The 20,774-nt window shown below is 61.0% G+C and carries 20 protein-coding genes; 13 read left to right on the top strand and 7 right to left on the bottom strand.

The genetic code is table 11. The features are described 5' to 3' along the window. Positions 1 to 54 precede the first annotated feature (54 nt). From soxB to AC13C8_RS15490, 13 genes are all read left to right on the top strand, one after another. The gene (gene soxB, locus AC13C8_RS15550; protein ID WP_091432203.1) at positions 55 to 1,752 is read left to right on the top strand and encodes a thiosulfohydrolase SoxB; all 1,698 of its coding nucleotides are present in this window, start codon (positions 55 to 57) and stop codon (positions 1,750 to 1,752) included. Positions 1,753 to 1,846: 94 nt separating this feature from the next. Then, the gene (gene soxC / locus AC13C8_RS15545) at positions 1,847 to 3,127 is read left to right on the top strand and encodes a sulfite dehydrogenase (RefSeq protein WP_482848213.1); all 1,281 of its coding nucleotides are present in this window, start codon (positions 1,847 to 1,849) and stop codon (positions 3,125 to 3,127) included. Further along, complete coding sequence (locus AC13C8_RS15540) at positions 3,111 to 4,160, top strand: c-type cytochrome (RefSeq protein ID WP_482848212.1); 1,050 nt, start codon at positions 3,111 to 3,113, stop codon at positions 4,158 to 4,160. The genes soxC and AC13C8_RS15540 overlap by 17 nt, the downstream gene beginning before the upstream one ends. Before the next feature lie 163 nt (positions 4,161 to 4,323). Continuing rightward, positions 4,324 to 4,911: a thioredoxin family protein gene (locus AC13C8_RS15535; protein WP_482848211.1), complete on the top strand. Its 588-nt coding sequence runs from the start codon at positions 4,324 to 4,326 to the stop codon at positions 4,909 to 4,911. Between the two features lie 119 nt (positions 4,912 to 5,030). Beyond that, on the top strand, positions 5,031 to 5,702 hold the full coding sequence (locus AC13C8_RS15530) for a c-type cytochrome (protein WP_091432204.1): 672 nt from the start codon (positions 5,031 to 5,033) through the stop codon (positions 5,700 to 5,702). A gap of 74 nt (positions 5,703 to 5,776) precedes the next feature. Next, a complete protein-coding gene (locus AC13C8_RS15525; RefSeq protein ID WP_091432206.1) occupies positions 5,777 to 7,051 on the top strand; it encodes an NAD(P)/FAD-dependent oxidoreductase in 1,275 nt (424 codons plus the stop codon). A gap of 195 nt (positions 7,052 to 7,246) precedes the next feature. Next, positions 7,247 to 7,633 (top strand): DUF302 domain-containing protein, encoded by a 387-nt coding sequence (locus tag AC13C8_RS15520; RefSeq protein ID WP_407639076.1) that lies wholly within the window; start codon positions 7,247 to 7,249, stop codon positions 7,631 to 7,633. A gap of 170 nt (positions 7,634 to 7,803) precedes the next feature. Beyond that, complete coding sequence (locus AC13C8_RS15515; protein WP_091429845.1) at positions 7,804 to 8,238, top strand: YeeE/YedE family protein; 435 nt, start codon at positions 7,804 to 7,806, stop codon at positions 8,236 to 8,238. Between the two features lie 12 nt (positions 8,239 to 8,250). Next, on the top strand, positions 8,251 to 8,694 hold the full coding sequence (locus AC13C8_RS15510; RefSeq protein ID WP_091429846.1) for a DUF6691 family protein: 444 nt from the start codon (positions 8,251 to 8,253) through the stop codon (positions 8,692 to 8,694). A 45-nt stretch (positions 8,695 to 8,739) separates the two neighbouring features. Further along, positions 8,740 to 9,627, top strand: a complete 888-nt coding sequence (locus tag AC13C8_RS15505) for an MBL fold metallo-hydrolase (protein WP_091429848.1) — start codon at positions 8,740 to 8,742, stop codon at positions 9,625 to 9,627. Between the two features lie 24 nt (positions 9,628 to 9,651). After that, positions 9,652 to 9,987, top strand: a complete 336-nt coding sequence (locus tag AC13C8_RS15500; protein WP_482848209.1) for a protein tyrosine phosphatase family protein — start codon at positions 9,652 to 9,654, stop codon at positions 9,985 to 9,987. Between the two features lie 42 nt (positions 9,988 to 10,029). After that, entirely contained in the window at positions 10,030 to 11,811 is a 1,782-nt protein-coding gene (locus tag AC13C8_RS15495; protein ID WP_482848207.1) for a SulP family inorganic anion transporter, read from the top strand. A gap of 80 nt (positions 11,812 to 11,891) precedes the next feature. Continuing rightward, positions 11,892 to 12,659, top strand: coding sequence for an SDR family NAD(P)-dependent oxidoreductase (locus AC13C8_RS15490; RefSeq protein WP_091429851.1), 768 nt, complete (start codon positions 11,892 to 11,894; stop codon positions 12,657 to 12,659). A 329-nt stretch (positions 12,660 to 12,988) separates the two neighbouring features. Here AC13C8_RS15490 and AC13C8_RS15485 read toward each other — a convergent pair whose 3' ends face one another. The 7 genes from AC13C8_RS15485 to AC13C8_RS15455 are packed head-to-tail and all read right to left on the bottom strand — an operon-like array spanning position 12,989 to position 20,545. Beyond that, entirely contained in the window at positions 12,989 to 14,344 is a 1,356-nt protein-coding gene (locus AC13C8_RS15485; protein WP_091429852.1) for an NADH-quinone oxidoreductase subunit N, read from the bottom strand. Continuing rightward, positions 14,344 to 15,804, bottom strand: coding sequence for a complex I subunit 4 family protein (locus tag AC13C8_RS15480; RefSeq protein WP_482848202.1), 1,461 nt, complete (start codon positions 15,802 to 15,804; stop codon positions 14,344 to 14,346). The genes AC13C8_RS15485 and AC13C8_RS15480 overlap by 1 nt, the downstream gene beginning before the upstream one ends. A gap of 11 nt (positions 15,805 to 15,815) precedes the next feature. Beyond that, positions 15,816 to 17,633 carry an NADH-quinone oxidoreductase subunit 5 family protein gene (locus AC13C8_RS15475; protein WP_482848200.1) on the bottom strand — a complete coding sequence of 606 codons (1,818 nt, stop codon included), beginning with the start codon at positions 17,631 to 17,633 and terminating at the stop codon, positions 15,816 to 15,818. Then, the gene (gene nuoK / locus AC13C8_RS15470) at positions 17,630 to 17,941 is read right to left on the bottom strand and encodes an NADH-quinone oxidoreductase subunit NuoK (protein ID WP_091429856.1); all 312 of its coding nucleotides are present in this window, start codon (positions 17,939 to 17,941) and stop codon (positions 17,630 to 17,632) included. The genes AC13C8_RS15475 and nuoK overlap by 4 nt, the downstream gene beginning before the upstream one ends. Then, complete coding sequence (locus AC13C8_RS15465; protein WP_482848198.1) at positions 17,938 to 18,456, bottom strand: NADH-quinone oxidoreductase subunit J family protein; 519 nt, start codon at positions 18,454 to 18,456, stop codon at positions 17,938 to 17,940. The genes nuoK and AC13C8_RS15465 overlap by 4 nt, the downstream gene beginning before the upstream one ends. Then, a complete protein-coding gene (locus AC13C8_RS15460) occupies positions 18,453 to 19,352 on the bottom strand; it encodes a complex I subunit 1/NuoH family protein (protein WP_482848197.1) in 900 nt (299 codons plus the stop codon). Before AC13C8_RS15460 ends, AC13C8_RS15465 begins: the two co-directional genes overlap by 4 nt. Next, a complete protein-coding gene (locus AC13C8_RS15455) occupies positions 19,349 to 20,545 on the bottom strand; it encodes an NADH-quinone oxidoreductase subunit D-related protein (RefSeq protein ID WP_482848196.1) in 1,197 nt (398 codons plus the stop codon). The genes AC13C8_RS15460 and AC13C8_RS15455 overlap by 4 nt, the downstream gene beginning before the upstream one ends. Positions 20,546 to 20,774 lie beyond the last annotated feature (229 nt).

Below are 20,774 nucleotides of genomic sequence, written 5' to 3'. Positions count from 1 at the left end.
AGCACTGCATGGATCGCGCGTGTTCAGGTGCTGACGAACAAAGGGAAACCGCTCATGATCTCTCGCCGCGACTTTCTTCAGGTCTCGATGGCTGCCTCGGCGCTTTATGGCACGTCGGGTTTTGGTAACTGGGCGCGACTGGCTGCGCAGCAGGCGCTGACACAGGATGATCTTCTGAAGTTCGACACGTTTGGCAATGTCAGCCTAATCCATATCACCGACATTCATGCGCAACTGAAACCGATCTATTTCCGCGAGCCCGAGATCAATATTGGCGTGGGTGCTGCCAAAGGGCAGATGCCGCATGTGACCGGCGCGGCGTTCCGTCGCGCTTACGGTATCGAAGATGGATCACCGTCTGCTTACGCCCTGACCTATAACGACTTTGCCGCGTTGGCACAGACTTATGGGCGTGTCGGCGGGATGGATCGTGTGGCCACGGTGGTCAACGCCATTCGCGCCGAACGTCCCGACGCGTTGCTGCTGGATGGGGGCGACACCTGGCACGGGTCTTACACCTGCTATCACACCGAAGGGCAGGACGTGGTCAACGTAATGAACGCGCTGAAACCGGATGCGATGACCTTCCATTGGGAATTCACGCTGGGATCGGACCGCGTGAACGAGATTGTCGACGGGCTGCCCTTTGCTGCCCTCGGCCAGAACATTTTCGATGCTGAGTGGGACGAACCCGCCGAACTGTTCAAACCCTACAAGTTCTTTGAACGTGGCGGGGTCAAAGTTGCCGTGATCGGTCAGGCCTTCCCTTATATGCCCATCGCCAATCCCGGCTGGATGTTCCCCGAATACTCGTTCGGTATTCGCGACGAGAACATGCAGGCGATGGTGGACGAGGTGCGCGCGGCAGGGGCCGAACTGGTTGTGGTGCTCAGCCATAACGGCTTTGACGTTGACAAGAAAATGGCCAGCAAAGTCAAAGGGATCGACGTGATCCTGTCGGGCCACACCCATGACGCGCTACCCGAACCGGTGCAGGTGGAACAAACCTTCATCATCGCGTCAGGGTCGAACTCGAAATTCGTCAGCCGCGTCGATCTGGATGTGCGGGATGGCAAGATGATGGGGATCCGTCACAAGCTGATCCCGATCTTCGCCGACGTGATCACACCGGATGCCACCATCACCCAACTGATTGACGAACAGCGCGCGCCCTTCAAGACCGAGTTGGAAGAGGTGATTGGGACCACCGACACGCTTTTGTATCGTCGCGGCAATTTCAACGGATCGTGGGATGACCTGATCTGCGATGCGCTGATCAACGAACGCGAAGCCGACATCGCCATGTCGCCCGGCGTGCGTTGGGGGCCGTCGATCCTGCCGGGGCAGGAGATCACGCGCGAGGATATCTGGAACGTCACCTCGATGACCTATGGTAAGGCTTATCGCACTGAAATGACGGGCGAGTTCATTCACACGATCCTTGAGGATGTTGCCGACAATCTGTTCAACCCCGATCCCTACTACCAGCAGGGCGGTGACATGGTGCGGATCGGTGGCATGGGCTACCGCATCGATATCACCAAGCCACAGGGTGACCGGATCACCGAAATGACGCTGTTGAAAACCGGCGAGACGATTGATCCGGCCAAAACCTATGTGGTCGCTGGCTGGGCATCGGTGAACGAAGGCACCGAAGGCCCGCAGATATGGGACGTGGTCGAAAGCCACATCAAGAAGCAAGGCACCATCAGGCTGGACCCGAACAATTCAGTTGCAGTGGTCGGCGCCTGATCCATCACGGCTTGGGGCTACACGGTTCCGAGCCATTTTTCTGGCCTATTCATGTGCATAGGCGAATGTCGAGATGTTAGAGGAGAGATGCCAAATGAGTGACAGCTCTACGAAATCGGGCACATCCCGTCGCGCGTTCCTGAAAGGAGCTGCCGCAACCGGGGCGGCGATTGGGGCCGCGGGGACTGCACGCGCCGAGGGTGATCCGCTGATCACCGAAGTGCAGGACTGGGCCACCGGTCTGGGCGACGGAGTGGATGCGACGCCCTATGGTCTGCCGATTGAATTCGAAAACGATGTGATCCGCCGCAATGTAGAGTGGCTGACGGCAGACACGATCTCGTCGATCAACTTCACGCCTATTCACGCGCTGGATGGGACGATCACCCCGCAGGGCTGTGCATTCGAACGTCACCACTCGGGCGCGATCAGCCTTCGCAAAGAAGATTATCGCCTGATGATCAACGGGATGGTCGATACGCCGCTGGTCTTCACCTATGCCGATCTTGAGCGTTTCCCGCGTGTCACGCGCACCTTCTTTCTGGAATGCGCGGCCAACACCGGCATGGAGTGGGCAGGCGCGCAATTGAACGGGGCGCAATACACTCATGGCATGATCCACAACATGGAATATACCGGCGTGACCCTGCGCACCCTGTTGGAAGAAGCCGGGCTGGGTGCGGCTGGCGATCTGGCGGGTAAATGGATCTATGTGGAAGGCGCGGATGCTTCGTCCAACGGTCGCTCGATCCCGATTGAGAAAGCGCTGGACGACTGCATGATTGCTTTCAAAGCCAACGGCGAAGCACTGCGGATGGAGCATGGCTATCCCGTGCGGCTTGTCGTGCCCGGTTGGGAAGGCAACATGTGGGTCAAATGGCTGCGCCGGATCGAGGTGTTGGACAAACCGGTGGAAAGCCGGGAAGAAACCTCAAAATACACTGACACACTGGCTGACGGCACCTCGCGCAAGTGGACCTGGGCAATGGACGCCAAGTCGATCATCACCAGCCCCAGCCCGCAAAAGCCGATCACGCACGGCAAGGGGCCGCTGGTCATCACCGGGCTTGCGTGGTCGGGCAACGGCGCGATCACGGCGGTCGATGTGTCGCTGGATGGCGGCCTCACGTGGCAAGAGGCTCGGTTGGCCGAACCCGGCAAGCCCATGGCACTGAGCCGCTTCTATCTGGAGATCGACTGGGACGGGTCCGAGATGTTCCTGCAATCGAGGGCGATGGACGATACCGGATATGTCCAGCCAACCAAAACGCAACTGCGCGAGGTGCGTGGGTTGAACTCGATCTATCACAACAATGGTATCCAGACCTGGCATGTCAATGCGAACGGGGAGGCGAACAATGTCGAAGTTTCCTGAATTCTTAATGGCGACCGCCATTGTCGCCCTGACCGCCGCGCCCGCGATGGCGGAAAAGCTGGGCTTGGGACGCGCGGCAACCGCCGATGAAGTGGCAGCGTGGGATCTGGATGTGTTCCCGGATGGGTCAAACCTGCCGGAAGGCTCGGGCGACGTCTTGACCGGAGAGACCTTGTTTTCAGAAAACTGCGCGTCTTGCCATGGTGAATTCGCCGAAGGTGTGGGCAACTGGCCGAAATTGGCAGGCGGCGAAGATACCCTGGCGGATGAAGACCCGTTGAAGACGGTGGGGTCTTACTGGCCTTACCTGTCGACCACGTTTGATTATGTGCGCCGCTCCATGCCGTTCGGTTCCGCGCAAACGCTGTCGGATGACGATGTCTATGCGATTGTCGCGTATATTCTTTATTCGAACTACCTGGTGGAAGACGATTTCACCTTGTCGAAAGAAACGTTTACAGACGTGACAATGCCCAATGCGGACGGGTTCATTGTCGATGACCGGCCCGAGACCGAGTATGGCAAATTTACCGAACGCTGCATGAGCGATTGCAAATCCGGCCCGGTTGAAATCACGCGCAACGTGGTCTTCAAGGGCGATCCGAATGCGGGTGCTGACGGCGGCGAGGTGGAAACCACAGCCCCCGCCGTAACGGACGAGGCCGCAGCCCCTGCCGCCGAAGAGGCAGCGCCCGTGGCTGTCGCCTTTGATGCCGATCTTGCCGCCGATGGCGAGAAGGTCTTCAAGAAATGCAAGGCCTGCCACAAGGTGGGCGAGGGCGCGAAAAACGGCGTTGGACCTGTTCTGAACGGAGTCTGGGGTCGGACCGCCGGAACCGTCGAAGGGTTTAAGTACTCCAAACCGATGATGGCAGCCGGCGAAAGCGGGTTGGTCTGGGACACAGAGACGCTTTCGGGCTATCTGGCCAACCCGCGCAATTATCTGAAGGGCAACAAGATGACATTTGCGGGCTTGAAAAAGGACGCGGATATCGAGGCAATCCTCGAATTTTTGAAGTCAAACAGTCAATAGGATGCCCATCCCCAACCTGGGCACCGTCGGACTGCGGCGGTGCCCTTTTTTGGGTGAATGTTGGTAGGGTCAGAGAGCTGTGCTAGGCTGAGCATAGGGCCGTCGGCCTTGTCACGCAGGCGTTTGGCGGCATGAAAGGTGCATGAACCATCAGGAGGGTCCGATGCGCATACGATCAATTTTCCTTGGTGTTGTGAGCCTGTTTTGGGCGACATATGTGACGGCTGCCGAGTTGGGCGATGATGGATTGCACAAACAGCCCTGGTTCACCGACAGCTTCCTTGAAATGGCCGATGATCTGGCCGAAGCCGGTGCGGATGGCAAAGACCTTCTGATCCTGATCGAACAACAGGGTTGTCCCTATTGTCGTGAGCTGCACGAGGTCAATTTTACCCGCCAGCAAATCGTGGACCACCTGAAGGAATACTACATGGTGGTGCAGTTGAATCTGTTCGGGGCGCGTGAAGTTGTCGATTTCGATGGTGAGGCATTGGAGGAACGCGCTCTTGCGGTCAAATGGGGTGTCAATTTCACACCGACCGTTGTGATTTTCCCCTCGGATGCGCCTGACACGAGCACTGCCCGCGCCGCCGAAGCCTTTCGGATGCCCGGTTATTTCAAGCCGTTCCACTTTCTGAAATCGTTGGAGTTTGTGACGACCGATGCCTATCAGGACCAAGTGTTCCAACGCTATCTTCAGGACATTTTTCAACGAATGGAAGAAAAGGGCGAAACGCCTGACGTGTGGTGATCGTCACGCGCGGCCATTGCACGCAAAATGGTATGAAGAAGAATATTCAGAGGGTTGTTCCAGCGCGTTACAGATTTTGCACGCTTTGGAAACGGCGCGTCACGCTCGGCCTTGCCGCCATGATTTTCGCGGCGACCTCTGCTTTTTCAAACGAGATCGGAGACGCCGAAAAAGGCGAGGCGGTGTTCCGCGAATGCTCAGAATGCCATTCGGTCGGACAAGGCGCGAAAAACCGGGTTGGTCCACACTTGAACGGCATTTTCGGGCGACGAGCGGCGGGGGTTGACGGGTTTGACTATTCCAACGGTCTGACCCGCATGGGCAAAGATGGGTTGGTCTGGAACTTTGATCTGCTGGATCGTTATGTTCAAAACCCCAAGGCGTTCGCGTCCGACACGCGCATGGCGTACAAGGGGTTGAAGGACGCCGGTCAACGGTCTGATTTGCTGTCGTTTTTGCGAAGATACTCGGATGATCCCAGCAACATTCCGGAAGCTGCACCCACCGCTGCGGGCACGGATCACTCGGTCGATGCGGCCATCCTCGCCATTCAGGGCGACCCGGATTATGGCGCATACCTGTCGTCGGAATGCACATCTTGCCACCAGCTCAGCGGTAACAACGACGGCATTCCGGGCATCATTGGCTGGCCTGCCGAAGATTTCGTGGTTGCGATGCACGCGTATAAGGACAAGTTTCGCCCTCATCCCGTGATGCAGATGATGGCCGGTCGCCTGTCCAATGAAGAGATCGCCGCCCTGGCTGCCTATTTCGAAGCTGCCCGGCCATGAGCGGGCAGGCCGGAACTGGTCAGCCCAATGCAAACGGTGCGCGCGGACTTCGCACCAAACCCGGAGGAATTCCTATGCAACTGAACAGACGTCTTTTCATGGGCGGCGCGGCGGCGGGGGCCGCTGCGGCCAGCTTGGCGGCTCCGATGGCACATGCCTCGAACCACGGTAAGCCCAAGGTCGTGGTGATCGGTGGCGGCGCTGGCGGTGCGACCGCCGCGCGTTACATCGCCAAGGACAGCAAGGGCGAGATCGATGTGACGCTGGTTGAGCCCACGCGCAGTTATTACACCTGCTTCTTCTCGAACCTGTATCTGGCGGGGTTTCGAAAGCTGAGTTCGATCGCGCACAGCTATGGCAAATTGGCGTCCGATTTCGGGGTCAACGTGGTTCATGACTGGGCGGTCGGGATCGACCGCGCGGCACGCACCGTCACGCTGGCAGGTGGGGCGACGCTGCCTTATGACCGCCTGATCCTGTCGCCCGGCATTGATTTTGTCGATGGCACGGTCGAGGGCTGGGATGTCACCCAGCAAAACAAGATGCCCCATGCCTACAAGGCCGGGTCGCAATCCGAACTTTTGAAAGCGCAGATCGAGGCGATGCCCGAAGGCGGCACCTTCGCCATGGTGGCGCCACCCAACCCGTTCCGCTGCCCTCCGGGGCCGTATGAGCGGATCTCGATGGTGGCGCATATTCTGAAGGCGAAGAACCCGACCGCCAAGATCATCATCGCCGACCCGAAAGACAAATTCTCTAAAATGGCGCTGTTTCAGGAAGGTTGGGGGGATCTTTACAGCGGAATGATCGACTGGATCGGATCGGATTTCGGAGGCGGAAACGTGTCGGTTAATCCCGATGAAATGGCGCTGACCATAGACGGCGAAAAAACCAAGGTCGATGTGTGCAACGTGATCCCCGCCATGAAGGCCGGGCGCATTTGCGAGATTGCAGGTATCACCGATGGCAATTGGGCGCCAGTGAACCCGCACACAATGCAAAGCCGTGTGGATGAAAACATCCATGTGCTGGGGGATGCCAGCCAGCAGGGCGACATGCCCAAGTCCGGCTTCGCTGCCAACAGTCAGGCGAAAGTGGCCGCGATGGCGGTGCGTGCTGCGCTGACCGGGTCCAAGCTGTTCCCGGCCAAGTTCACCAACACTTGCTGGTCGTTGATCGACACAGACAACGGCGTGAAGGTTGGCGCGAGCTACGAGGCGACGGATGAAAAGATCGCCAAGGTGGACGGGTTTATCAGCCAGACCGGCGAGGATTCCGAACTGCGCAAAGCAACCTATGAGGAAAGCATCGGCTGGTATGCCGGGATCACCGCGGACATGTTCGGATGACCTGTTGATAATATTCGCTTGATAGAATATGTTTCAGTCAATGACCGGGGCAGTTGTTTTGCCCCGGCGCAATCTGCGGACGGGGCAGGGACCTTGCCCGCTGATCGTCAAGGAGTGCCTCTTATGAAAAAGCTACTGACTCTTATTCTGTGTGCCGGCCTTTTCGCCGCGCCGGTCATGGCCGACAACCATGCCATGCAGGAAACCGATCATGCGATCACCTATGCGTTCGAAGGCGAGTTCGATGACGCAACGTTCGCAGTGGAAACGGCCATTGTGGGAAAGGGGCTGGTAATCGACTATGTCAGCCGCACAGGCGCGATGCTTGAACGCACGAAGGGCGATGTCGGGTCTGACGTCAAAATCTATGACGCGGCTGACATCTTTCTGTTCTGCTCGGCTCAGATCAGCCGCGAGGTGATGGAACCTGACCCGATGAACATCGCCTTTTGCCCCTATGGCATCTTCGTCACCGATACGGATGGCGAAGTGCGTGTAGGCTATCGCAAGTATCCAGACGGTGACATGCAAAAGGTTCAGGCGCTTCTGGACGAAATCGTGCAAGACGCGGTTTCCGACTGAGCCCTCGCAATTCCCTTGAAAAATCAAGCCCCGCGTGCCCGAATGGCAGGCGGGGTTTTTGTTGACGTGGCGGAAGTCAGAAAAAACATTCAAAAAAACGAATGTAACTCTTGTTCCAGTCACGGACTGAGCTTAACTTAACATGCGAACAGGACAGCTGTGAGGCGAATATGATCGAAACCGAATTTACACCCTGGGCCTCCGCGATCGGTGGGGCGCTGATTGGACTTGCATCCGTATTTCTGATGTGGGTGCGCGGGAACGTTTTTGGCGCGACCGGAATCCTGGCGGGGTTTCTGCAACCCAGCAGTTCGACCGACTGGTCGTGGCGCGCGGTCATCCTTGCGGGGATGCTGACCGGTCCTCTGGTCTTTCTGGCCGCAACGGGCGGCTTTCCGACGATCGAGGTGCCGGTTTCCACCCTGTCGATGATCATCGGCGGGTTGATCGTTGGCGTCGGGGTCACTTATGGCTCGGGTTGCACATCGGGGCACGGAGTCTGCGGTATGGCGCGGTTTTCGACGCGGTCCATCGTCGCCACGCTGACCTTCATGGCAGGCACGGCGGTGATGGTGTTTCTGACCCGTCACGTCGTTGGTCTGTAGCAGGAGCGCAGGATGAAACTTTTACTGACATATCTGGCAGGCGTCGTCTTTGGGCTGGGGATTGCGATCTCGGGCATGGCGAACCCGGCCAAGGTTCTGAACTTCTTTGATGTCTTTGGAACCTGGGATCCAAGCCTTGCCTTTGTGATGGGGGCCGCACTCCTGGTGACGGCACCTGGCTACATGCTCGTCTTCAAACGCCCCAAGCCCGCCTTTGCCGAAGGCTTCAAGCTGCCCGGCACAAAGTTGGTTGACCGAAAACTGGTGCTGGGGTCGTTCACCTTTGGTCTTGGGTGGGGGCTGTCTGGCTTTTGTCCCGGTGCGGCACTGCCCGTGATCTCGACCGGCAACCCTGCGGTTCTGATATTCACCGCCTCCCTGATTGCGGGCATGCTTTTGGCCCGCTGGATGATTGCAAACTCAGCCCGGCGGCAGGACGCCGCGCAGGCCAACTGATAAATGGGTGCCAATCGCACCTGCACAGACAGGAAAGGACATGTCATGAGCGACTATCCCGTCAACACGTCCCTCAAACCCGAGGTGAAAGCCTTTTTCGAGGAGGAGTCGAACACGATCTCCTATGTGGTCAAAGACCCGGCGTCAAAAGCCTGTGCGGTGATCGACAGTGTCATGGACATTGACTATGCCGCCGGTCGGATCACCCATGACCATGCGGACCAGATCATTGCCTTTATCAAAGCCGAAGGGCTAACGCTTGAGTGGTTGATCGAAACCCATGTCCATGCCGATCACTTGTCCGCCGCGCCCTATATTCAGGGCAAGTTGGGCGGCAAGATCGGCATCGGATCCAAGATCACCGTGGTGCAAGAAGTGTTCGGCAAAGTCTTCAACGAGGGCACCGAGTTCCAGCGTGACGGCAGCCAGTTTGACCGGCTGTTCGAGGAAGGCGATACCTACAAGATCGGCACGATGGATGCGTTCGTCATGCACACGCCCGGCCATACACCGGCCTGCATGGTGCATGTGATCGGTGATGCGGCCTTTGTGGGCGACACACTTTTCATGCCCGACGGGGGTTCAGCACGCGCCGACTTCCCTGGCGGCGACGCGGGCGAACTTTACGATTCCATTCAGAAGGTTCTGGCCCTCCCCGATGAAACCCGGCTATTCATGTGCCACGATTACGGGCCGAACGGGCGCGATATTCAGTGGGAAACCAGTGTGGCGGATGAGAAAGCGCACAACATCCATGTGGGTGGCGGCAAAACCAAAGAGGAATTCGTGAAATTCCGCACCGAGCGTGATGCGCAACTTGCCATGCCGCGGCTGATCATCCCGTCGCTTCAGGTCAATATGCGGGCAGGTGACATGCCGCCCGCAGATGAAGATGGGAAGACCTTCCTGAAAGTGCCCGTGAACACGCTTTGAGATGACGCTTGGAAAGGCAGTGACATGCAGATGAAGAAACTCGACGATAAGGTGACGGTCGCGCCGCAGATCACCGCAAATGACATTCCCGCCATCAAGGCTGCCGGGTTCACCGTGGTGATGTGCAACCGCCCCGATGGGGAAGAACCGGGTCAGCCCGCTTGGGCCGAGATCAATGCTGCTGCCGAAGCCGCAGGGCTGGCCACGTCTTTCCTGCCCATGTCGAACCGTGAAGACGCCTTTGCCGTCATGGGCGAGTTTCAACGCGTGGTGGACGAGGCGCCGGGCCCGGTCTTCGCCTATTGCCGCACCGGCACACGCAGCGAGATTTTGTGGATGACCGCGCAAGCCAACGCTTGACCCTTGCAGGGGTAAGTCTCTCGAATACTTAGGAAAAAGCTCATGGATAAAGAGCAAAAAATGGTGGCGCGCGGCGCTGCCCTCAGACGCTATGTGCCCATTCTGGACTGGGGTGCCCGCTATGACAATACGGCGCTGACCTCGGATCTGGTGGCGGCGGTGATTGTCACGATCATGCTGATCCCGCAATCACTGGCCTATGCGCTGTTGGCAGGTTTGCCGGCCGAGATGGGGCTTTACGCCTCGATCCTGCCACTGCTGGCCTATGCGATCTTCGGCACATCGCGCGCCTTGGCGGTGGGTCCGGTGGCAGTGATCAGCCTGATGACCGCAGCGGCCGTGGGCAATCTTGGCTTGGACAACCCGGCGGATTATGCCGCCGCCGCGATCACGCTGGCGTTTTTGTCGGGGCTGATCCTTATGATCATGGGCGTGTTCCGGCTGGGCTTTCTGGCGAATTTTCTAAGCCACCCGGTGATCGCGGGGTTCATCACGGCCTCGGGCCTGTTGATTGCCACCAGCCAGTTGAAACATATTCTTGGGATTGACGCGTATGGTCATTCGCTCTTTGACCTGATCGGCTCGCTTTTCGCCCATATCACGCAGACCAACCTGTTTACATTCGTGATTGGGACCGCCTCGGTTGCCTTTCTGTTTTGGGTGCGCAAGGGATTGAAACCTTTGCTTCTTTTGCTTGGACTTGGCCCGCGAATGGCCGACATACTGGCAAAAGCCGGACCGGTTGGCGCGGTGGCGGTGACGACCCTGATCAGTTGGGGGTTCGATCTGCAATCAAAGGGTGTCGCCATCGTGGGCGACGTGCCGCAGGGTCTGCCGCCATTGACGTTTCCCCGTTTCGATGCCGACCTTTGGACCAGTCTGCTTGGCTCGGCTCTGCTGATCTCGATCATTGGATTTGTGGAAAGCATCTCGGTCGCGCAAACGTTGGCCACCAAGAAGCGCCAGCGCATCGTGCCGGATCAGGAACTTGTCGGATTGGGCGCGTCCAACATTGCGGCGGCCATGTCGGGCGGCTATCCGGTCACGGGTGGGTTTGCGCGGTCGGTGGTGAATTTCGACGCTGGTGCGGAAACCCCCGCCGCAGGTGCGTTCACCGCGGTCGGCATCGCGGGGGCCGCGCTGTTCCTGACGCCGCTTCTGTTCTTCCTTCCCAAGGCCACTTTGGCCGCCACGATCATTGTCGCGGTCCTGAGCCTTGTTGATTTCCACATCCTCAAGGCCACTTGGGATTACCATCGCGCCGATTTTACGGCGGTTCTGGCAACCATCCTGCTGACCCTTGGATTCGGTGTGGAAATCGGTGTGTCGGCCGGGGTGATCCTGTCGATTGTGCTTTACCTCTACAAAACTTCGCGTCCCCATATCGCCGAGGTCGGACTGGTTCCCGGCACGCAGCATTTTCGCAACATCAACCGCCACAAGGTGCTGACCCACCCGGAACTGGTGACGCTTCGACTGGATGAAAACCTCTATTTCGCCAACGCGCGGTATATCGAAGACTATCTGCTGGCCCGTGTCGCGAAAGGCGGCATCAAGCATGTGGTGCTGATGTGTTCGGCGGTGAACGAGATTGACCTGTCCGCGTTGGAGACACTGGAAGACCTGAACCGGCAACTGGGCGACGCTGGTATCACGCTCAGCTTGTCCGAAGTCAAAGGCCCGGTCATGGACCGTCTGATGCGGACCCGTTTTGTTGAGAACCTGACCGGCTGTGTTTATCTGACCCAGTTCGCGGCTATGCAGGCGCTGGCACCGGTCGATGGGGCAGTTCCGATCTGTGCAGGGCCGGGCGACGCTGCGTAACGTTGATCGCCCATCGGGATTTATTGAACGATTGTGCAATTCTTGCTATGCCGCCTCATGCCATGAGCGGAGGACTTGCCATGCAGATCACTGAAAACACAGTTGCCATCGTCACGGGGGGGGCGTCCGGGTTGGGCGGCGCGGTCGCTGAGGCCTTGTCGAACGCAGGTGCAAATGTTGGTATCTTCGACCTGAACGAAGAGGCCGGACAAAGGAAGGCCAAGGATATCGGCGGTGCTTTTGCAAAAGTGGACGTGTCTGATGCGGCATCGGTTGCTGAGGGGTTCAAGACGCTGCGTGCAGCGCTTGGGCAGGAACGAATAATGGTGAATTGCGCCGGCATCGCGCCTGCTTCGAAAACCCAGTCCAAAGGCGAACCCCATGATCCCGGCCTTTTTGCGAAAACCATCGGCGTGAACCTGATCGGCACCTTCAACTGCGCGAGCCAATCGGCGGCAGGCATGGCACTGGCCGACCCCGTCACGGACGATGGTGAACGCGGCGTGATCGTCAACACGGCGTCCATCGCCGCATTTGACGGGCAGATTGGACAACTGGCCTATGCTGCGTCGAAAGGCGGCGTTGTGGGCATGACCCTGCCCATGGCACGCGATCTGATGCGCGATGGCATCCGCGTGATGACCATCGCACCGGGCATCTTCAAGACCCCCATGGTCGCCGGTCTGCCACAAGAGGTGCAGGACAGCCTCGGCGCGCAAGTTCCGTTCCCTTCGCGCCTTGGCGACCCGGCTGAATACGCCGCCATGGTGCGACACATCGTTGAAAACGGCATGTTGAACGGCGAGGTGATCCGGCTGGATGGTGCGATCCGCATGGCGCCACGGTAGGTCACATGAGGTTCGAAGCTCGCATTTGACCGTCTCGCCGATGCCGCAGGCCGCACCACCAGCGCATGTGATTGCACCAAAGGCGACACCCGATACAGGATTTGCGGTTGAGCGAACACCAGCGGGATGGATTCTTAACACCGATTTTTCAGGCAAAGCGTGATTTGCCCATCATTTGTCCGCGTTTTCATGGGGCGGTTTTGTGCTGAAATGTGCGAAGGTCGGTCTGATGCCGCTCGCACAAAGCATGAATTCAACTGAAAACGCACTTCGCACGACAAGCATTTGCCTGGCCCCACCACTCGACCGGACCCTAAATCTGCCTTCTGTCAGGGAAGCAGAATACCCGCCAGCACGCCAAGGCCCAGTGTCGCCGCTGCCGTGGCCGCAAGTACCATCGCAAGCAGGGGCATGATCGGCCCCGCCACGGCGTCATCGGAAGCGCGATACAAGGGCACCACCATGCGCAGGTAAACCCCGAGCGCGAGGACGGAGTTCAGGATCCCGACGATGGCGAGCCACAGGTAGCCTGCCTCGACCGCCGCCATGAACAGATAGACCTTGCCGACAAAGCCGAAAAGCGGCGGAATCCCGGTGAGCGACAACAGAAACACGACCATCGCCACCCCGAGCCAGGGGCGGGATCGCCCGACGCCTCGCAGATCGTCAAGCGTCCGCCCTGTCGCCATCACGACGGCGAATGCGCCGAGGTTCATCGCCACATAGGCCGCCGCGAATACCAGGATGGCGGGAACCGCGATGGGGCTGACGCCGAGCGCCACGACGCCCATCAGGATGTATCCCGACTGCGCCACAGAGGAATAGGCGATCAGCCGCACCAGGTTGGTCTGCACCAATGCCGCAAGATAGCCGTAGGTCATCGTCGCCGCCGAGATCAGCGCCAGCGCGAACGGCCAGACGGACTCGCGCGGGAGGTCGCGCAGCACCTGGGCGAAGGCGAAGAAGGCCGCCATTTTGGTGACGACCGACAGATAGGCCGCGACCGAGACCGGCGCGCCGTCATAGGCGTCCGGCGCCCAGAAATGGAACGGCACCAGCGATGCCTTGTAGCCAAGGCCCACGATCACCGCGATCAGTCCCGCAATGGTCACGAGTGTCTGGCCGCGCAACTGGTCGAGTTCGGAGAACAGCGTCGATCCGGCACCGCCAAACCAGAAGGTCAGCCCGTAGATCATCACCGATCCGGTGACTGCGCCAAAGACGAGGTATTTCATCCCCGCCTCGGTGGCCGCGTCGTCGCGCGGATAGCTCACCAGAGCGAAAGACCCCAGCCCGGTCAGCACCACGCCGATGACGACCACCATCATGTCGCCCGCCCCCGACAGCATCAGCGCGCCCAGCGTGACCAGCACGATAAGGGAATAGACGCTGCCCTCGCGGTCGCGCCCGGCGATCTCGGACCGTGCCATCAGCAGCGCCAGCGCCGTGCCGGGAAGCAGGATCAACTTGGCCCATCCGGCGATTGTGTCGATCCGGTATGTGCCGCCGAACACGGTGGTGTCGGCATCGAGCACCGCAAATGTCAGCGTCGTGGACGCGGCCAGCGCCAGAAGCCCGATCGCCAGCACCAACCGCGCCGCCCGGGCCATTTCGGCCACGATCATCAGCATGGCGGCACCGGCCAGCAGCAGCTCGGGGGCGAGAAAGGACAGGTCGCGCAGCATCAGTTGGCCAAGCTCGTCATGGTGGTGTGGATGATGTCAATCAGCCAGCCGGGTGCCACGCCAACCAGAATCGTCAGGATCAGAAGCGGCACCACAACCAGTTTCTCGCGCCGGTCCAGATCGGGCATGTCGGCCCACTTGTCGTTGGCCTCTCCCAGAAACACCGCCGCGATGGCGCGCAGATAAAGCGCCGCCGTCACCACGATGGCCAGAACCGCGACAATGGCCCAGGGTGCTGCGTTGAGCGTGGCCAGGAAGATCTGGAACTCGGCCGGGAAATGCGCCAGACCCGGCAGGCCAAGCGAGGCGAAGGCCGACAGGATGAACGCCCAGCCCAACCATGGCACGCGGCCCAGAAGCCCACCGAAATCGGTTATCTCGCGGCTATGCGCCCGGTCCTGCAACATGCCGACCAGAAAGAACAGCGCGCCTGTCACCAGCCCGTGACTGACCATCTGCAAAGTCGCGCCGTCGAGCCCGATGGTTCGGATGCGCGGATCGGTTGCCAGTGCCGCCACCGCGACGCCGATCACGACGTAACCCATGTGGTTGACCGAGGTGTAGGCGATCATCTTTTTCAGGTCCGTCTGCGCCAGCGCCGCGAAGGCGCCGTAAAGCGCACCGACGACACCGAAGGCTAGGATCACCTGTCCGGCCTGCACAAAGGCCTCGGGCGTCATCTGCCGTGCAAAGCGCACCAGCCCGTAGGTGCCGAATTTCAGCATCACGCCCGCCAGGATCACACTGCCCGCTGTGGGGGCCTGCACATGCGCCGCCGGCAGCCATGTGTGCACCGGAAAGGCCGGAATTTTGACTGCGAAGGTAAACAACATCGCAATAAGGGCCAGCATCGCCGCCAGCCCGGTCAGCGGCGGTGCGTCGATCCAGACCCGCATGTCAAACGAGCCACTGCCCAGATACAGCCCGATGATCGCCAGCAGCAACGGCAGAGACCCCAGCAGCGTATAGAGGAAGAACATCAGCGCGGCGCGCTGGCGGTCCTCATAGCCCCAGCCGGCGATCATGAAATACATGCCGACCAGTGAAACCTCGAAGAAGACGTAGAACAACAGCCCGTCCAGTGCCATGAAAGTGCCGAGCGCGGCGGTCTCCAGCATCAGCATCAGCACGACATAGCTGGCCGCACGTTGGCCGATCCGCGCCGAATAGATCGCCGACAGCAGGAACAGCAGCGAAGTGAGCAGCACAAGCGGCAGGCTCAGCCCATCCAACCCAAGCCGATAGGCTGCGCCGATGGCGGGGATCCAGGCGATTTCCTCGATTTGCGCGAATCCGCTGGGGACAATACCGCGCGACCAGATCGCCAGCGTGATCAGAAAAACGGTCCCGGTTGCCGCGATGGACACCCCATGCGCGGTTCTTGCGGACCGGTCTGGCAAGGCCATAAGGACAAGACCCGACAGGATCGGCAAGAAGGTGGCGATGGTCAGAAGCGGCATAAATTCGATCCTTAGAGAAAGAGCGGAGCGGCGAGAAGAACGCCAACGACAACGGCAATACCGGCGAAGGTCAACGCCATTTCGCGGTGGATGAAGCCGCTTTGCAGGCGGCGCGCGCGGGCAGCCAGCGCGATCGTGCGGTCCACAAAACCGAAAATTGTACCGTTGATAATGTCGTGGTCGGTGCGAAGGGCATTGCGACCGACAGACAGACTGTACCGGCCTATCGCGAGAACGCCAGCAAAGAGCCACCGCTCCAAACGTTCGCATGCGGCGGCCAGCGCCAGTGCGGGGCGGGCCACCAGCGCGTCCATGCCGCCCCCGACCGCAAAGCCGTTTTGCGCCGGGGCCAGCAGTGGGCCGAGCAGTCGGGCGGGAGGCAGCGCCCAGCCAAGCGCCAGCCCGCCAAGGCCCACGGCCAATCCCATCGCCGGGATGATCCATGAGGGCTCGGGCAGTTCCGCGCCCAACATCGTCTCAAGCGGTTTGAACCCGAAGCCGAGCGTCACGGCGAGCGTGACCAGAACCCCCATGCCGACTGCCATGTAAGGCACCGCGTCTTGGGCCTTGCCGGCCGCGCCGGACCACAGAATCTTCAGCGCACGGGCCATATAGGTGCCCGTCAGCACCGAACCCAGCAGCGCCAGCGGCAGCAGCCAGACCGCAGACGGGCTGTCGAGCGCGGCAGCGAGGATAGCATCCTTCGAGACATAAGCGGCCATCGGCGGCAGCCCTGCCAGCGCCAGTGCCGCCAGCGCGAAGCCCGCGAAGATACCGGGGCGGGCGCGTCCGGCACCGGCCAGCGCGTCTAGATCGGTGCGCTCGCGGTCATGCTGGAACACGCCCGCGCCAAGAAACAGCGAGGATTTGATCGCGGCATGGGCGATCAGGTGCAAAAGGGCTGCCACCGGTGCGCCGGCGCCGAGCGCCACGAGCATCAGCCCGTACTGGCTGGCGGTGGAGGCCGCGAGCAGGCGCTTGAGGTCACGCGCGGCCAGCGCCATCAGCCCAGCCACGAGGGCGGTGATCCCGCCGACGACACCCACCGCCAGCAACGCGCCACCCGGCAGCATCGGTGCCGCGCGGATCAGAAGGATCGCACCTGCCGCCACCAGCGTCGCCGAATGCAAGAGCGCCGAGACCGGCGTCGGCCCGGCCATGGCCCGCATCAGCCAGTCCTGCATCGGCACCTGCGCCGATTTCCCCATCGCGGCGAACAGCAGCAGAAGTCCGGCGATCAGCGCCGGTGTGCCGGTGGTGGCAAGGGTGGCGGAAATCTCGGAGGTTCCGGCCACGCCGATCAGCAGGAAGGCGGCGAGATACAGCCCCAGATCGGCGGTGCGGGTGTATAGAAACGCCCGCATGGCCGCAGCCGGAACGCCCGCGCGACCATACCAGAAGCCGATCAGCAGGTAGGAGGCAAAGCCGATCATCTCCCACGCCGCCAGAAGCGTGATCCAGTCGCCCGACAGCACCAGAAGCTGCATCGCGGCGACGAACATCAGCAGGGTGCCGAAAAAGCGGATCTTTTCGGGATCGCGGGCCATGTAGCCAGCGGCATAGGTCAGCACCATCGCGGCGACCGTGGCCACAACCAGCGACAGCGTTGCCGTCAACGGGCTGGCCAACAGCCGGATCGGAAGGTCTGGCAGGAAGGGCAGCGAGGCCATGACGTCTGTGCCATCCATGGCTCCGGCGAACAGCCCGAGCGCCCCGGCAAGCCCCAACCCTGCGCCCGCCAGCGCGATTGCGGCTGGCAGCCGCCCGAGCACGAAGACCGCAAGCCCGGCACCCAGCGGGGCCAGAAGCGTGAGCGCCAGCCAGTTCATCCCTTGAGCTCCCGCGCTTCTTCCATCTCGACCGATCCGCGCGACCGGAACCGGGCGATGGCGATGCCAAAGCCCACCGCCATTTCGACGGCCATCACCGCCATGACGATCAGCACGAACATCTTGGCCGCCGTCACATCGGGGTGCAGATAGCGCCAGAAGGCGACCATGTTCACCAAGGCGGCGGCAAGCACCAGTTCGACCCCCATTATGATCATCACCAGATTGGTCTGGCTCAGTGCGCCATAAAGGCCGACGCCAAACAGCGCCGCACCGACGCTGAGTGCAATCATGAGTTCGGGGATCATCTCTTATCCTCTTGTCGCGGGGCGATGGCCACCATTGTCGCGGCGATCATCGCCGTCAGGATCATCAGCGCCGCGCTTTCAAAGATGAACATCGAGCGGCCCAGCAGTTCGCGCCCCAGCATCCGCGCCTGTTCGTCGGCCCCCGGCACGTCGGGTACCGGCCCCTGCCAGCCCGCGGTCCAGATTACTGCCAGGGCCGCAACCAATGCGATGCCGCCAGCCCAGAGCGACAGGCGTTTCTGGTGGGTCATCTCCATTTTTCCCATGCCGCCGGGGTCCATCATGAACATCACCATGAAGATCGCCATGACGCTCATCTCGGTGGCCATCATCATGATCTGGAGCACGCCCAGGAACTCGGCCTGCATGACAAGGAACATCGCGCCGATGGCGGTCTGGCTGAATAGCAACGCAATGGCCGAGCGCACCATGGAATGTGTGCGGAATACGACGACGCCGAACCAGATCGCGGCAATACCGAAGAAGGCGAGGAAAAAGGCGGCGGCAAGGCTCATATCGGCACCACCAGGGCGATGACGCCAACCAGGAAGATATTGGCCAGCGCCAGCGAAATGCCGAGTTTCCAACTGACGGCCAGATACCGTGCCTCGCGCAGGCGCGGCAGGTGGCGGCCTCCCAGCAGCATCGCCGCAATCACCACCAGCGTCTTGAGCGCCGTCCAGGCCCAGCCCGGCAGCCACGGACCAAGCCAGCCGCCGAGATAGAAGGTGACGGTGGCGCTGGCAAGCGCCACGACGATCACCAGCCGCGCCAGCCTGAAAATCGCCAGCCGCGCGCCGGTGTATTCGGCCTCGACCCCGCTGGCCAGATCGCCGCCGCCCGTGGGCAGGTCGATCGGTGGCAGCCACGCCACGCCCATTGCCGCGATCACGAACAGGACGAAGCCAATGGGCTGATAGGCGACGTTCCACAACGCCGCCTGCGACAACACGATCTGGGTGGTGGACAGCGACTCGGCGCGCATCGCGACCGCCGTGATCGGCATCACGATCAGCATCGCATAGGCAACGAACTGACCCAGGAACCGCCAGCCCGCGATCATGCCATAGGCCCCGTTCGGCCCCCAGCCGGCCATGATCAGTGCCACCAGCACATAGGCCAACGCGGCGTTGAGGAACAGCGCGCCGATGGCCAGATCGGTGATGATCAGCCCTGGTGCCATCGGGATCACCGCCACCGACAAAAGTCCCGCAATCAGCAGCAGCACCGGCCCGGCCTCGTAAAACAGCCGGTCGGGCGTGCGCGGCAGGATCTGTTCGCGGCCAAGCAGCGCCAGCGCCGAGATGGCAGGGCGCGTCAGACTGAACCGCCCGTGGACCGCCCAGCCCTCAAGCACCGCAACCGCGTAACAACCGATGGCAAGCGCCAGAAGGATGGCGGCGATGGTCATGCGCCGGTCCCCCAGGGATCGAGGTCGAGAGAACCGACAGCGGTCAGTGCCTCGGCCAATTCCATCTGGTCCGTCATCGCCCCGACAAGCCCGGCAAGCGCCGCGAAAGGCGTCGTCAGATACAGCGTTTCGACCGCACCGCCCTTCAGCTTCAGATGCAGCGTGGCGGGGCCGCGCGGGGTTTCGACCGTTGCCATGCCGTGCCCGTCCGGCATCAGTGGCGTGGGTGGGACGGGCAGGGCGATGGCCCCGATGCGCGCAATCAAATCGAGGCTTTGCCCGATTTCGTCCCCGCGCTGCGACAGCCGCGCCCAGGCGTCGCCCTCGGATTGGGTTATCGGCTGAAAGCCGAGCGCGGCATAGGCCTCGTCCTTTTCCCGTGCATCCGTGACGATACCCGAGGCGCGCGCGACGGGACCGCCGATGCCCTCGGCTCCGGATCGACTGATCCGTCCGATATTGGCCAGCCTCTCGCGGAGGAGCGGCGTGCGGCGCAGCCGGTCTGCAAACGCGCGGATCGCCGGGGCACGGCGTGCGACTTCGCCCGGATCGGCCATGCGCAACCCTTGATGAAGAGCGCCAGCACGGCGTTCCAGCCACACGAGCCCGGTCTGTCGGGCAAGCCCGGCGAGCCAGCACAAATGGCTGGCGACACGTTCGCGTTCAACAGCGGCGACGCGGGCTGCGGTATCGCTTGGCGAGGGCGTGCGCCCCCCAGCGGTTTCAAGCGCCCGACAGGCAAGTTCGCGCAAGACCACAGGAGAGAGCGGTGAAAGTGCGGCGAGCCGGTCGGGCAACTCTGCCGCCAAAAAGCCCGGTGCGAGTGCGACCGCGCCGAGGCTTGCCGCCTCGGCTCGCGCCACACTGTCGCCGTCAAGCGTGAGCATCAGCCCAAGACCACTCGGAAGTCCCGGAAAGAACGGGCCGTATGGCGCGTCGATCCATTCCATGACCAATCCGTCCGGGCTGACGGGCTTGCCTTCGGTCAGAGCGGCCATGGACATGAAATGCGGCTCGATCCCGGGAATGTCGGGTGCGGGCCCGTGACCGCCGTGACCGCCGTGACCCTGCTCTCCACCCTGTTCGTCGGCACCGGTATGTCCCGTGTGATCCCCGGTGCCGGCCTGCGGCACCAGGTTCATGCCGCATTTCGGGCAGGAACCGGGGGTGTCCGAGATCACTTCGGGATGCATCGGGCAGGTGTAGGTCGCAAGACCTGCGGAGGTATGGGTGGCGTGTGTGGAATGGTTGGATTTTTCGGCTTGCGCTGGATGCTCAGGCGATTTTTCATGGCCTTCATGGCCTTCATGGCCTTCATGGCCTTCATGGCCTTCATGGCCTTCATGGCCTTCATGGCCTTCATGGCCTTCATGGCCTTCATGGCCTTCATGGCCTTCATGGCCTTCATGGCCTTCATGGCCT

The sequence above is a fragment of the Aliiroseovarius sp. B-4 genome (assembly GCF_056857795.1).
This window is presented reverse-complemented; position numbering and strand designations above follow the sequence as displayed.

Bases quoted from the DNA above. Each gene is read 5' to 3' on its own strand.
- soxB (WP_091432203.1), top strand. From the start codon at position 55: ATGATCTCTCGCCGCGACTTTCTTCAGGTCTCGATGGCTGCCTCGGCG.
- soxC (WP_482848213.1), top strand. From the start codon at position 1,847: ATGAGTGACAGCTCTACGAAATCGGGCACATCCCGTCGCGCGTTCCTG.
- AC13C8_RS15540 (WP_482848212.1), top strand. From the start codon at position 3,111: ATGTCGAAGTTTCCTGAATTCTTAATGGCGACCGCCATTGTCGCCCTG.
- AC13C8_RS15535 (WP_482848211.1), top strand. From the start codon at position 4,324: ATGCGCATACGATCAATTTTCCTTGGTGTTGTGAGCCTGTTTTGGGCG.
- AC13C8_RS15530 (WP_091432204.1), top strand. From the start codon at position 5,031: ATGATTTTCGCGGCGACCTCTGCTTTTTCAAACGAGATCGGAGACGCC.
- AC13C8_RS15525 (WP_091432206.1), top strand. From the start codon at position 5,777: ATGCAACTGAACAGACGTCTTTTCATGGGCGGCGCGGCGGCGGGGGCC.
- AC13C8_RS15520 (WP_407639076.1), top strand. From the start codon at position 7,247: ATGCAGGAAACCGATCATGCGATCACCTATGCGTTCGAAGGCGAGTTC.
- AC13C8_RS15515 (WP_091429845.1), top strand. From the start codon at position 7,804: ATGATCGAAACCGAATTTACACCCTGGGCCTCCGCGATCGGTGGGGCG.
- AC13C8_RS15510 (WP_091429846.1), top strand. From the start codon at position 8,251: ATGAAACTTTTACTGACATATCTGGCAGGCGTCGTCTTTGGGCTGGGG.
- AC13C8_RS15505 (WP_091429848.1), top strand. From the start codon at position 8,740: ATGAGCGACTATCCCGTCAACACGTCCCTCAAACCCGAGGTGAAAGCC.
- AC13C8_RS15500 (WP_482848209.1), top strand. From the start codon at position 9,652: ATGCAGATGAAGAAACTCGACGATAAGGTGACGGTCGCGCCGCAGATC.
- AC13C8_RS15495 (WP_482848207.1), top strand. From the start codon at position 10,030: ATGGATAAAGAGCAAAAAATGGTGGCGCGCGGCGCTGCCCTCAGACGC.
- AC13C8_RS15490 (WP_091429851.1), top strand. From the start codon at position 11,892: ATGCAGATCACTGAAAACACAGTTGCCATCGTCACGGGGGGGGCGTCC.
- AC13C8_RS15485 (WP_091429852.1), bottom strand. From the start codon at position 14,344: ATGCTGCGCGACCTGTCCTTTCTCGCCCCCGAGCTGCTGCTGGCCGGT.
- AC13C8_RS15480 (WP_482848202.1), bottom strand. From the start codon at position 15,804: ATGCCGCTTCTGACCATCGCCACCTTCTTGCCGATCCTGTCGGGTCTT.
- AC13C8_RS15475 (WP_482848200.1), bottom strand. From the start codon at position 17,633: ATGAACTGGCTGGCGCTCACGCTTCTGGCCCCGCTGGGTGCCGGGCTT.
- nuoK (WP_091429856.1), bottom strand. From the start codon at position 17,941: ATGATCCCCGAACTCATGATTGCACTCAGCGTCGGTGCGGCGCTGTTT.
- AC13C8_RS15465 (WP_482848198.1), bottom strand. From the start codon at position 18,456: ATGAGCCTTGCCGCCGCCTTTTTCCTCGCCTTCTTCGGTATTGCCGCG.
- AC13C8_RS15460 (WP_482848197.1), bottom strand. From the start codon at position 19,352: ATGACCATCGCCGCCATCCTTCTGGCGCTTGCCATCGGTTGTTACGCG.
- AC13C8_RS15455 (WP_482848196.1), bottom strand. From the start codon at position 20,545: ATGCATCCCGAAGTGATCTCGGACACCCCCGGTTCCTGCCCGAAATGC.